Annotated in this window: 11 protein-coding genes and 1 riboswitch; of the genes, 2 read left to right on the forward strand and 9 right to left on the reverse strand. The window is 61.6% G+C overall.

What is annotated here, in order from left to right; translation table 11 throughout:
* The coding region (locus HUS66_RS06390) for a UDP-glucose/GDP-mannose dehydrogenase family protein (RefSeq protein ID WP_175070134.1) at positions 1 to 579 on the forward strand (579 nt) is incomplete at its 5' end.
* Entirely contained in the window at positions 576 to 1721 is a 1146-nt protein-coding gene (locus tag HUS66_RS06395) for a glycosyltransferase family 4 protein (RefSeq protein ID WP_175070135.1), read from the forward strand. The genes HUS66_RS06390 and HUS66_RS06395, both read left to right, overlap by 4 nt.
* 201 nt (positions 1722 to 1922) lie before the next feature.
* On the opposite strand, the gene HUS66_RS06400 is transcribed toward HUS66_RS06395, so the two are convergent.
* The 9 genes from HUS66_RS06400 to gloB form a co-directional block, all read right to left on the reverse strand.
* Positions 1923 to 2336 carry a DUF4399 domain-containing protein gene (locus HUS66_RS06400; protein ID WP_175070136.1) on the reverse strand — a complete coding sequence of 138 codons (414 nt, stop codon included), beginning with the start codon at positions 2334 to 2336 and terminating at the stop codon, positions 1923 to 1925.
* Between the two features lie 196 nt (positions 2337 to 2532).
* A complete protein-coding gene (thiE, locus tag HUS66_RS06405) occupies positions 2533 to 3174 on the reverse strand; it encodes a thiamine phosphate synthase (protein ID WP_175070137.1) in 642 nt (213 codons plus the stop codon).
* Complete coding sequence (gene thiM / locus HUS66_RS06410; protein WP_175070138.1) at positions 3167 to 3967, reverse strand: hydroxyethylthiazole kinase; 801 nt, start codon at positions 3965 to 3967, stop codon at positions 3167 to 3169. Before thiM ends, thiE begins: the two co-directional genes overlap by 8 nt.
* Before the next feature lie 41 nt (positions 3968 to 4008).
* Positions 4009 to 4103, reverse strand: a riboswitch (TPP riboswitch).
* Between the two features lie 47 nt (positions 4104 to 4150).
* On the reverse strand, positions 4151 to 5764 hold the full coding sequence (locus HUS66_RS06415) for an ABC transporter ATP-binding protein (protein WP_254628727.1): 1614 nt from the start codon (positions 5762 to 5764) through the stop codon (positions 4151 to 4153).
* The gene (locus HUS66_RS06420; protein ID WP_175070139.1) at positions 5757 to 6875 is read right to left on the reverse strand and encodes an ABC transporter permease; all 1119 of its coding nucleotides are present in this window, start codon (positions 6873 to 6875) and stop codon (positions 5757 to 5759) included. The genes HUS66_RS06415 and HUS66_RS06420 overlap by 8 nt, the downstream gene beginning before the upstream one ends.
* Positions 6875 to 7945: a microcin C ABC transporter permease YejB gene (locus HUS66_RS06425; protein WP_175070140.1), complete on the reverse strand. Its 1071-nt coding sequence runs from the start codon at positions 7943 to 7945 to the stop codon at positions 6875 to 6877. Before HUS66_RS06425 ends, HUS66_RS06420 begins: the two co-directional genes overlap by 1 nt.
* A 273-nt stretch (positions 7946 to 8218) precedes the next feature.
* Complete coding sequence (locus HUS66_RS06430) at positions 8219 to 10081, reverse strand: extracellular solute-binding protein (RefSeq protein ID WP_175070141.1); 1863 nt, start codon at positions 10079 to 10081, stop codon at positions 8219 to 8221.
* A 345-nt stretch (positions 10082 to 10426) separates the two neighbouring features.
* A complete protein-coding gene (locus HUS66_RS06435; protein WP_175070142.1) occupies positions 10427 to 11602 on the reverse strand; it encodes a transglycosylase SLT domain-containing protein in 1176 nt (391 codons plus the stop codon).
* Between the two features lie 68 nt (positions 11603 to 11670).
* Positions 11671 to 12438: a hydroxyacylglutathione hydrolase gene (gene gloB / locus HUS66_RS06440; RefSeq protein WP_175070143.1), complete on the reverse strand. Its 768-nt coding sequence runs from the start codon at positions 12436 to 12438 to the stop codon at positions 11671 to 11673.
* Between the last annotated feature and the right edge of the window lie 318 nt (positions 12439 to 12756).

Consider the following 12756-nt stretch of genomic DNA (forward strand, 5'->3'; position numbering starts at 1 on the left):
TATCCGGGCTGCGGTTACGGCGGTTCCTGTTTCCCCAAGGACGTGCAGGCGCTGGCGCGCACCGCCAGCGAGGTCGACTATCCGGCCGAATTGCTCAATGCCGTCGAGAGCGTCAATCGTCGCCAGAAGAGTACCCTGTTCGCCAAGCTCAATCAGGCCTTCGACGGTGACCTGGCCGGCAAGACCATTGCCCTGTGGGGGCTGGCCTTCAAGCCCAACACCGATGACATGCGCGATGCGCCGAGCCGCGATGTCATGGAAGCGCTGTGGGCCGCTGGCGCCAGGGTTCAAGCCTATGACCCGGAGGCCATGAAGGAATGCCGGCGCATCTATGGGGATCGCGATGACCTGGTGCTGGTGGCCGATCGCATTCAGGCCGTGAAGGGCGCGGACGCGCTGGTCATCTGTACCGAGTGGAAGGAATTTCGCATTCTCGACTTCGACTGGCTCAAGGCACAGCTTGCCATGCCAGTGGTGGTCGACGGGCGTAACCTGTTCCCGCCGAAGGCCGTCAAGGCTGCGGGCCTGATGTACTACGCCGTGGGCCGTGGTGACTCCTTGGCCTCAGCTTCGGCATGAGTGCCGGGAGCATCAGCGCTAGACGAGCGGCAATCGCGATTCGGCAGGTGGAAAAATCCACGGGAGCCAGTCGCGTTGCCCTGGCACAAGCCAAACTCCTCAACGACTTGGGGTTCGAGGTGTCGCTGCTGGTCGAGCGCGGCAATGCTGAGGTCGTGGCTGAGCACGGCGCTTCAGTCGTCAAACTGTGGCGCTGGCCGTTCAAGGGGGCTTTTCGGCGCTTCTGGTTCAATCGGCGTGTGCAGTCCTGGTGTCGCCGGAACCGTCCTGATGTCTTGTTGAGCCACGGCGATTGCGAAACGACGGATAGCCTGTATTTGCATAACTGCGTTCACCTGGCCGAGCGATATATCCGCGGGCGCGAGCTTCCTGCGCAGCATGAGGTCGCCTCGATACATGATCATGTGCTGGGTGGCGGCAAGTTTCGTCAGGTGGTCGTTAACTCGCGGTTGATGGGCAATGAGCTGTCGCATCGCTATGGCATCGATCCTGCCAAGATCGAGGTCAGCTATCCGGGATATGACCCTCAGCAGTTCAATGTGCAGCGCGCTCGTGTCCACCGATCGTCCGTGCGAGAGGCGCTGGGCGTGGCCGAGGATGAAAAGTTGATTGGTCTGGTCACCTCGGGCAATTTCGCGAAGCGAAATGTCAGGGGGTTCGTCGAGATGGCAGCCGAACTTCAGCGCCGTGCTCCAGGGCGCTACCGTTTCCTGGTGGTTGGTAAAGACAAGGCGATGGCCTACCAGCAGCAGGCGAAGGAGGTGGGAGTCGCCGAGCGAGTGATCTGGCGCTCGACCATGCCTGACGTCGAGGCCGTTTTCGGCGCCCTGGACTTGTTCGTTCTACCTGCCCACATCGAGGAGTTTGGATTGGTGGTGGCAGAGGCTATGGCCTGCGCGACACCTGTGCTGGTCTCTGATCGTGTTGGTGCATCCGAGTTGCTAGCGGAGTCGCACCCTGATTTGGTGATGCCCCACGGGGCGACCAGTGCCGAATGGGCAGACCGAATAGGTGCGTTGCTCGACCAGGAGGAGACCTCCATCGGGGGCGAGCTTGCCACTTACGTCCAGCAATACTCCTACATCGCGCAGCGCGAGAAACTCAGGCAGAGTTTGCAGCGGCTAACCATGAATGCACTGTGAGCGCGTCAAAGGCCACCAAACCATGGCGTGCAGCAGTAGCAAAGAGCAGTGGCTAAGGCGAGGGCAGGCAATGCCCCCTTGGCTCGAGGCACCCGTCGTTGCAAGCAAGATATGCAAGAGAGATATTCAAAAGAGGTATGCAGGAACGCTGCGGGAAATCAGGCTCACCGACAGCTAAGGCAAGGGTGAGCCTGAATCGGTTTATTCGACCACGTCTACCCTGATGGTGCTCGACCAGTCAGGGCCATAGGACTGGTGCTTGCCATCGGCGAATTGAAGCGTCAGGGTGTGTTCGCCCGGAGGCAGGCTGAGCTCGTAGCGGGTTTGACCGCCGCCGAAGTGGATATGGCTATCATCGGCGGGAATGACTTCTCCCTTGGCCACCGGCCCGCCATCAATGATCAGATGATGATGGCCGGTGCCTTCCTCCATGGTGCCCGCAGGCTCGACCTGCATGCCCATGACTTCCATTTCGACCTCTATCGGATTCGATACCTCTGCACCGTCCTCCGGTGCCGCAAAACCGACTCCCTCCATGGCCATGGCCGGCATGGCGAGCATGGCTAGTGCTAGCGCAGTTAACCAGCGACCGGTACCTTGCGTCAGTAGCTTCATTTGCGTCTCCCAATCTCGGATTAGGCGGCCCGGCATCTCATGCCAGGGTGGGCAGCGTTTCTGCCTGCTTTCAGCGTAGCTGTTTCATGAGCAAGGGATGAGGTTTCACGGTATTCGCTCAATAAGATAAGTACCCAAAGATAGACAAGGGTAGAGCAGAGAGCATGGGGAAGTCTGGGCTTTCACTTTTGTCCGTTTATGCAGACGAAAGGCCAAATGCCGCGGCGGCAGCTTGTGGGTCGGGCTGACCGCAGATGGCGGATATTACCGCCAGCCCATTGGCCCCAGACTGCCGGATGGCTTCGACATGGCGCGTGTTCAAGCCGCCGATGGCCACACTGGGCAGCGGGCTCGAAGCGACTAATTCGGTGAGGCCTTCCATACCCAGCGGCGGGGCATGGTCCTGCTTGCTAGCGGTGGCGAACACCGGGCCGATGCCGATGTAATCCAGTCCCTCTGGGTCGAGAGCGGCGAGTTGGGCACTGTTTTCGACTGAGAGTCCCAGGATGGCATCGGGCCCCAGTTGGCGGCGTGCCTCGGTTACGTCGCCATCCCCTTGGCCGATGTGCAGGCCGTCGGCTCCGGCGGCAATGGCAACGTTCAGACGGTCGTTGATGATCAATGCCACCCCAGTGTCGTGCAGTGCGGTCATCAGTTGGCGGGCTTGGGCGATGAGCTCATCATCGCTTGCGGCCTTGTCGCGTAGTTGAACCATGGTCACGCCGCCGCGCACGGCGGCAAGTACCGTATCGATGAGTCCTTTCTTTGCACAAAGCGTGGCGTCGGTCACCAGGTACAGGGACAGATCGAATGCCTTGGCAGGGCGGTGATCAGACATGGTGGATCTCCAGATGGCGACCTGTCAGCGCTTGAGCGTCGAGTCCATATAAGGCATCGAGAAAGGCAACCGCGAAGCTGCCGGGCCCCTTGGCGTCCTGGCCGGCCAGTTCGCCGGCCTTGGCATAGCAGGCAAGGGCCGCGACGGTCGCAACAAAGGGATCCTCGGCCTCGGCGATGAAGGCCGCGACCACCCCGGTCAGTGAACAGCCCAGGGTGGTGACCCTTGGCATCAGCGGATGACCGCCCTCGACCCATGTCACGCGCTTCCCGTCTGTGACGAGATCCTGCTCGCCGGTGACGGCGACCACAGCACCGGTCTCCCTGGCCAGTTGCAGAGCCGCCTCGCGGGCACTGTCGGCGGCATCGGTGCTGTCGACGCCTCGGCCACTCGCGCTCTCGGTCGCAAGAGCAATGATCTCCGAGGCATTACCGCGGATCACCGTGGGTGACAGGGCCATCAACTGGCGGGCGGTCTTGCGGCGATAGGCGGTGGCACCCACTGCCACCGGATCCAGTACCCAGGGCGTGCCGGCCGTTCGGGTGGCGCTCGCCGCCTCGCGCATGGCCTCGACCCAGTGGGGCGACAGCGTACCGATATTGAGGGTCAGGGCCTTGGCCAGCCCGGCAAACTCGGCGGCTTCCTCCCGCGCATGCACCATGGCCGGTGAGGCACCGATGGCCAGCAGCACATTGGCCATGGCATTCATGGCGACGAAGTTGGTGATGTTGTGGATCAGCGGCGCCGTCTCGCGGACGCGCGCCAGATGGGCAGCGGGGTCTATCGTGGTCATTGTGCCTCCTGAGCGGAGGCGTTCGTGTGGCCGGCGTCGAGTGCGCCCGCCACACGACTCCCTCCGCCGGCATTATCCGGGTCAGGTTCCAAGGGTGCCTCTCAGCCGACGATTGCCGGCGCCCCCGTCGTTCAGTGCGCTCACTATCTCTATCGATCGGCGGGCTGTAAAGCCCAACCAGCATCAGCCGATGGCCGGCACCAGGCCCGCGGCGTCGACCAGTGCTCGTGTGTAGGGCGTTTGAGGCCTGCCCAGCACCTGCTCGGTCGAGCCTTCCTCGATGACGTCGCCATCCTTCAGCACCATGACGCGGTGGGCCATGGCGCGCACCACGGCCAGGTCATGGCTGATGAAGAGATAGCTCAGCCCGCGCCGGGCCTGCAAATCCCTGAGCAGCTCGACCAGTTGTTTCTGCACGGTCCGGTCAAGCGCCGAGGTCGGTTCATCGAGCACGATCAGTTCTGGCTCGAGAATGATGGCGCGGGCGACGGCAATGCGCTGGCGCTGACCGCCGGAGAACTCATGAGGGTAGCGAGAAGCGCAGTCGGCGGGCAGCCCGACCTCGAGCAGTGTCGCCTGAACGCGCCGTTCGACCTCGGCATCATCGAGCTCGGGGTAATGAAAGCGCAGCCCCTCGCTGATGATCCTCGCTACAGGCAGGCGCGGCGACAGCGAGCCATAGGGGTCCTGGAAGACGATTTGGAAGCGTCGGCGCTGCTTTCGAAGCGGCTTGCCACTGAGGGTATCCAGCCGCTCCCCGGCGAAGTCGATTTCGCCATCACTGGCCGTCAGGCGAAGCAGTGCCATGGCCAGGGTCGTCTTGCCGGACCCCGATTCTCCGACGATGCCCAGGGTCTCGCCGCTACGCAGGGTCAGATCGAGCGGCTGCACAGCCACGAAGGGCGGTGGGTTGCGAGAGAAGAGGCGCTTGGGGCGCGAAAAGGCCACTCGCAAGGCTCGCGCTGCCATCAGCATCGGGGGACTGCCGATGGGGCGTGGCCGGCCCTGTGGCTCGGCATCCAGTAGCGTGCGGGTATAGTGGCTCTGTGGATCGCGAAAGACGCGCTCCACCGGGCCGGTTTCCTGCTCGCGACCTTGATAGAGCACGCAGACCCGGTCGGCATGGCGGCGCACCAGGTTCAGGTCATGGGTGATCAGCAGCATGCCCATACCATGGCGCTCGCGAAGTTCTCTGAGCAGGGCCAGGATATCCTGCTGCACGGTGACATCGAGTGCCGTCGTCGGCTCGTCGGCGATCAGCAGCTCCGGTTCATTGGCGATCGCCATGGCGATCATCACGCGCTGTCGCTGGCCGCCGGATAGCTGATGGGGCCAGGCGTCCAGCAGTTCGTCCGGCCGTGGCAGCTTGACCTGGATCAGCAGCTCCCTGGCCCGGGCGCGGGCGGCCTTGCCGCTGAGGCCCTGATGCAGGCGCAGGGTCTCACCGATCTGCTTCTCGACGGTATGCAGCGGATTCAGCGAAGTCATGGGCTCCTGAAAAATGAAGCCCACGCGACTGCCCAGCAGGCCCTGCCAGTCACGTTTTTTCAGGCTCGCCAGGTCGGTATAGCCAAGCTGGCGCCGGCCGCTGATGCTGGCATTGGCTGGCAGCAGGTTCATGGCCCCCAGGGCGCTGACTGACTTGCCGGAACCGGATTCGCCCACCAGGGCCAGCGCTTCGCCGGCATGGATATGCAGCGACAGCGAATCCACGACATTCTGGCCGTCAAAGCCAATGGTCAGATCGTCCAGGTGCAGCAGCGGATGATGATGAGATTGCATGGGCGTTTCAGGCATCGTCCGGGCTCCTGGCGGCGTCATACGTGGTCGCAGACCTCGTCGCGGCGAGTGCCTTGGGGCTGGTCTGGATATGGCGCGGATCGAACGCATCGCGCAGTCCTTCGCCGATGAAAACCAGCAGCGAAAGCATCAACGACAGGCTCACGAAAGCCGTGATGCCGAGCCATGGCGCCTGCAGGTTGTTCTTGCCCTGTGCCACCAGTTCACCTAGCGAGGGCGAGCCTGGCGGCAGGCCAAAACCGAGGAAATCCAGCGCGGTCAGGGTCGTGATGGCGCCGGTGAACAAGAAGGGGATGAAGGTCAGGGTGGCGACCATGGCATTGGGCAACACGTGGCGCCACATGATCAGGTGCGAGGGCAGGCCCATGGCCTTGGCCGCGCGTACATATTCAAGGTTTCGAGCGCGCAGAAACTCGGCGCGTACCACGTCGACAAGGCCCAGCCAGGAGAACAGCAGCATGATGCCCAGCAGCCACCACAGATTGGGCTGTACCAGGCTTGCCAGGATGATCAGCAGGAAAAGTACCGGCAGACCCGACCATATCTCGATCAGCCGCTGGCCGATCAGGTCGACCTTGCCGCCAAAGTAGCCCTGCACGCCGCCGATCACCACGCCCATGGTCAGCGAGCCAATGGTCAGCACCAGGGCGAAGACCACTGACAGACGGAAGCCATAGATGACACGGGCCAGCACATCGCGTCCCTGATCGTCGGTACCCAGCCAGTGACGACCATCCGGTGAGGAAGGCGCCGGCCGGCTGAGCTCCATGTCCAGCGTCTGGTAGGAGAAGGGGATGGGTGGCCACAGCATCCAGCCGTCGTCCTCGATGGCCTCGCGCACATAGGGATCACGGTAGTCGGTGGCGGTAGGCAGAAAACCGCCGAACTCGGTCTCCGGGTAGTCGACCAGCAGTGGCACATACCAGTCTCCCTGATACTGCATCACCAGCGGTTTGTCATTGGCGATCAGTTCGGCGCCGAGGCTCAGTATGAACATGAACAGAAATAGCCACAGCGACAGGCGCGCCCGGCGATTGCCGTGGAATACCGCCAGGCGACGGCGCGTGATCGGCGACAGCGACTGATAAAAGCGGCGGAAAATGCGCATCAAGCCTCCCTTGTCGCGAAGTCGATGCGCGGATCAACCCACACATAGGTCAAGTCGGAGATCAGTTTCAGGATCAGCCCGATCAGGGTGTACAGATAGAGCGTGCCGAAGATCACCGGGTAATCACGCTGCATCACCGCCTCGAAGCCGAGCAGCCCGAGGCCGTTGAGTGAGAAGATGACCTCGATCAGCAGTGAGCCGGTGAAGAAAATGCCGATCAATGCCGAGGGCAGGCCGGCGATGATGATCAGCATGGCATTGCGGAAGACGTGGCCGTAGAGCACCTGATGGTCTCCGGCCCCCTTGGCGCGGGCGGTCAGCACGTATTGCTTGTGAATCTCGTCGAGAAAGCTGTTCTTGGTCAGCATGGTGAGGGTGGCGAAGCTGCCGATGGCCGAGGCCAGCACCGGCAAGGAGATATGCCAGAAGTAGTCCTTGACCTTGCCCCAGGCCGAAAGGGTGTCGAAGTCCGGTGACGTCAGGCCGCGCAGCGGAAAGACATCGAAGTAGCTGCCGCCAGCGAATAGCACGATCAGCAGGATAGCGAACAGGAAGCCGGGAATGGCATAGCCGACGATCACCAGGCCTGAGGTCCAGACATCGAAGGGTGAGCCATGCCGCAAGGCTTTGCGTACTCCCAGTGGGATCGAGATCAGATAGACCAACAGGGTCGTCCATAGCCCCAACGAAATCGACACGGGCAGCCGCTCGACCATCAGGTCGACCACCGGGCGATCACGGAAGAAACTCTCGCCGAAATCGAAGGTGGCATAGGCGCGAAGCATGTCGAAAAACCGCTCATGAGCAGGCTTGTCAAAGCCGAATTGCTCCTCCAGTTGAGCGATGAAGCGTTTCTCGACGCCCCGTGAGCCACGAGACTCGCCCTTGACGCTATCGCCGCCGCCGCCATCCAGACGGGTGCTGGCCGAACTGTCCAGCCCTTGGCTGCGGGCCAGCATCTGGTCGATGGGGCCACCGGGGGCAGCCTGGACGATAATGAAGTTGAGCAGCAGGATCCCCAATAGGGTAGGGATCATCAGCAGCAGGCGACGAAGGACATAGGCAGCCACGAAGAGTCCTTTTCAGCGTTACAGCGGTAATGTCTGTGAGCGGTCCTGAACGCGCATGACCGGCTTGTATCGCCGGTCTTGCATGATCAGGTCGCCGGAAATAAAGGCAACGAGCAATATAAAAGGAACGTCATCGGCCTGCACCAGAAACTAAGCCATAAATTAAGCATTAGCGCATTAGAAGCCGAGCCTAGACGCCATCATGCAAGTGCCTGTAATGGCGCAGCCACACCGAACCCTACAGCGTCTCTTTGGTTCATGGGGCCGTCTTCCTCAGCGACTGCGCTGTCGCTTGCGGATCTCGGCCTCTCGCTCTGGGTCGACCCACCAGGCAGACAGGTCGAGATTGTACTCCGGAAACGGCTGGGGATAGTCGAACATGTCCCATAGTGCGATCCGCGTCTTGTCGAGATACCACTGAGGCACCACGTAGAAGCCATTGCGCAGCACGCGGTCCAAGGCTCTAGCGGCGGTATTGAGCTCTTCGCGGCTGTCGGCGCGAATCAGCGTCTCGACCAGGGAGTCAATGGCCGGGTTTTGCAGGCCAATCAGGTTACGACTCTGAGGCTGGTCGGCATAGGCGCTGGTCCAGTATTCGCGCTGCTCGTTGCCGGGGTTGTTCGACTGCGGGAAGCTGCCCACGATCATGTCGTAATCGAACTTGCGCAGCCGGTTGAGGTACTGGTTGACATCGACGATACGGATGTCGCCTTGCACCCCGAGACGGGCCAGATTGCGCAGCAGCGGCTGGACGACCCGCTCGAACTGGGTGTCGTAGAGGAGCACCTCGAGATTCAGCGGCTCGCCGGTTTCCACCTGCGTCATCACGCCCTCACGCACCACATAGCCGGCCTCGTTGAGCAATTCTAGTGCCTTGGCCAGGCGCGGGCGCAGCTTTTCGGGCTCTTCAATTGGCAGCGGGGTATCGAAAACCGCTGCAGGCAGCTCATCCCTCAATGGCTCGAGAAGCGCGAGTTCCTCCGTGGAGGGCAGGCCGCTGGCCGCCATGGGTGAGTTCTCGAAGAAGCTCTCGGTGCGCTCGTAGGCGCCATAGAAAAGATTGTCGTTGAGCCACGGGAAGTCGAAGGCCAGGTTGATGGCCTCGCGGACACGCGGGTCCTTGAAGGTCTCGCGGCGCAGGTTCATCACATAGGCCTGCATGCCCGCAGGTTGGCCGTCGTGAATGTTCAACTGCTTGACGAAACCGTTCTCGGCCGCCGGGAAGTCATAGGCGGTGGCCCACTGGCGAGCACTGGACTCGATGCGCATATCCAGGTTGCCGGCCTTGAAGGCCTCGAGGGCAACTGTCTGGTCGCGATAATAGTCATAGACCAGCTCGTCGATATTGTGACGGCCCCGGTTTACGGGCAGGTCCTTGCCCCAGTAGTCTTCGACTCGCTCATAGACAATGCGCCGGCCAGGCTGTACCTCGCTGATGCGATACGGCCCCGAGCCCAGCAGTGGGTCCAGCGTGGTAGCGGTGAAGTCGCGATCGGCCCAGTAATGCTCGGGTAGGATAGGTAGCTGGCCAATGATCAACGGCAGCTCGCGGGAATTATTGGCTGCGAATTCGAAGCGAACGGTGTCGTCATCCAACGCTCGGACCTTGGTCACGTCTGCGTAGTAGCCTGCATAGAAGGGTTGGCCCTTTTGCGTCAGCGTCTCGAAACTGAACACCACGTCGCTGGCCTCGACCGGCTCGCCGTCATGAAAGCGCGCTTCGGCGCGCAGATCGAATTCGATCCAGTGGCGTTCTGGGTCAAGGCGGATACCCTCAGCCAGCAGACCATAGCTCGAGAAGGTCTCGTTGGGGTTGCTCTCGAGCAGGGTGTCATAGATCTGATTAAGATCGGCAGCGGGGGTGCCGCGCACGATAAAAGGATTGGTGGAATCGAAGCTGCTGCCGATTGCGGCCCGTAACAGGCTGCCCCCCTTGGGTGCCTCGGGATTGACGTAGGAAAAATGGCTGAAGTCCGCCGGCAGAGCGGGCTCACCGTAAAGCGCCAGACCATGCACTGTCGCTACCTTGGGCGATGCCAGTGCCACGACTGGAAGTATCAAGCCAGCCAGCGCGATCCACGGTGCTGCGAGACGGCAGGTTGGTCGGGAGCTTGGGGGAAGGGCAGCAGTTGTCATTAGTGACGTCCTTGAATCCGGTCAGGCGGCCCACCTCTGAGGATGTGAGCCCAGCCGCTAAAGTGTCAGCCGGCGCGCCACTTGTAAACTCTGCTAGGACTTGTGCGAAAAGTCAGCGAGCGAAGGCAAGACAAGGCAAAAATTGGCGAAAAAGCGGACCGGGCTGGCGCACCAGTTTACGAGGTGTAAATGAGCATTTTGAACCAATTTTTAACGCCGTATTGCCGAGCGCAGGTAGTTTTCGTACAGAGCCTAGGCCCTTGCCGAGCCCCTAGCGGCAGGGGCGAGGGGCGAGAGGAAAAGGCCAGAAGCGTCTTTTCCGACGAGGCTCAAGATAGGCCGCATCTAGTTGGAGGCTAGGATCGTCTGGTTGGGAATGTAAAGCGTCTGACCGGCGCGGATCATGTCACCATTGAGGCCGTTGCGCTGGCGAAGGGACGCCAGGCTGACGTTGTGCAGATTGGCAATGGCCGAGAGGTTGTCGCCACGGCGCACGACATAGCGGACGGTGCCGGTCGAAACGCCATCCAGGTTGGCCAGCAGGGTATCCTTGGCGCCCGCGGGCACTACCAGCTCTGGGGTGTAAGCTGGATCAACGAAACCATCCAAGTGCCCCGGGTTGAGTGATTTTAGGCGGCGCACGCTGACGTTGGCCATTTGCGCGAGGCGCTCGAGGCTCAGGGGCACGTCGACCTCGATCGCGGCCACGGTAGGCGTATTGTCAATGGTCGGCAGAGACAGCGCATAGCGATCAGGGTCATTGATGATCGCCGAGATGGCCAGCAGTTTGGGGACATAGTCCATGGTTTCGCCCGGCAGGCGCAGGTGCCAATAGTCAGTCGGCTCGCCCCGGCCAGCTGCGTCACGTCGGGCTCGGTTCACTGTCCCTGCACCCGCATTGTAGGCCGCCAACGAGAGCTCCATATCGCCCTCATACCACTGTGCAGCCTGCCCTTCGAGGTAGTCCAGCGCCGCTTCTGTGGCGGCGACCACGTCCAGGCGACCGTCATAGCCGTGGGTGCGGGTCAACCCAAGGGCATCACCGGTTCGTGGCATGAACTGCCAAAGGCCGGACGCTCCTCGGTGGCTGCGGGCCATGGGATCGTAGGCACTCTCGATGAACGGCAGAAGCGCAATCTCGCCGGGCAGGCCGCGAGCCTCCACGCGGCTAGTGATCCAATGCATCCACGGCCGAGAGCGTTTGATGATGTCGGCGATGCTCTCGGGATGCGCCTGATAATGATCTATCCACTCCTGTACGCGCGGATGGTCGATCTGGTCCTGCCAGGCAAAGCGCTGGCGCAGGACTTCCCAGAATCCCGGTGGCTCGAGGACCAAGGCATCCCAAAACGTCGTGTTCGACTGGTCGATAGCCTGGAGGCCCTGGCGTTCTCCGCTGGGTGCTTGGCCTGGGTGGAAAGTGCTGGCTTTGGCGGCGACTGCAGCCAGTGTCATGCTGCTGATGAAAAGCGTACTTGCCAGGCAAATGGCCCGCCGCCGCGTAGTGATATAGGTCGACATAGCAATAGGGGTCCTCGTGGGCGCTAGCGTACTGCGTCCAGGGGCAATGGAATCATGGTGGGGATGACTTAAAAGGCATCCTTCCAGGCGCGCAGAGTGGTGAAAGTGGCGAGGGGCGTGTCGGTATCGCCTTGTGAGCCAGCCGCTCGCTGAACGCCGGGTTGGTCGCTACGCAGGAAGGGATTGATCTGCAGTTCGCGGGCCATGTTGCTGGGGAGTGTCGGGCGCTCCAGCTCACGCGAGCGTTGACAGTCGCGCTGATAGGCATCCAGGAGGGTATTGTCTGGATCGGCCGCTTTGGCAAAACGCAGGTTGGCCAGCGTATATTCGTGAGCGGCGAACACCAGGGTGTCGCCGGGCAGGGCGGCTAGGCGAGACAGCGAGGTATGCATCTGCTGTGCCGTGCCCTCGAAGAGTCGACCACAGCCCCCGGAAAACAGCGTGTCGCCACAAAACAGCAGGGGTGGCACACCGGCGGCGAAGAAGGCGATATGATCAAGGGTGTGGCCAGGTACCGCCATCACCTCGAAGCGGCGACCCATCACCAGGCATTCGTCGCCGTCTCCCAGGCGCTCGTCGATGCCATCAATGCGTGGGTTGTCCGGGCCGATAACGCGTGGGTGGTAGCGCTCGATAAGCTCGGGAAGTCCGCCAGTGTGGTCGTGGTGGTGATGGGTAATGAGGATTGAGGCAAGCGTCAAGCCCTCGCGCTCAAGGATCTCGATGACCGGCGCAGCATCACCCGGATCGACAACCGCCACCTTGTCGCTGGTGTCTTGGCGAAGTAGCCAGATGTAGTTGTCGTTGAAGGCCGGGATCGGTGTCACGCTCAGCATGGGGTAGTGTCCTCGATTATGGCTGCGTCATGTCGTGCGGCGCCAACTGCTATATTGCTGTCAACAGTTGCGAACGGGTGACCAGACGAGCATGGTGACGTTAGGTGACGCCTTTATGCATTAGCAGTCTCTACAGCACCAACTCAGTACCATCTGCTCGCGCCATCATCCTGATGCACCATGACGCTACCGACATGGCGGTTCTGCCTTGAATCCTGACAGTACCCAGTACTTCAGAGAGCGATGTCTGGTGACGGTGGCGCCCGAAGCGGCTTCTAGGGGCAGCGATTCGTGATGCCCAGGAACTGGCGAGCCACA

Origin of the sequence: Onishia taeanensis (genome assembly GCF_013349955.1) — a bacterium.
Lineage (GTDB): Bacteria > Pseudomonadota > Gammaproteobacteria > Pseudomonadales > Halomonadaceae > Onishia > Onishia taeanensis_B.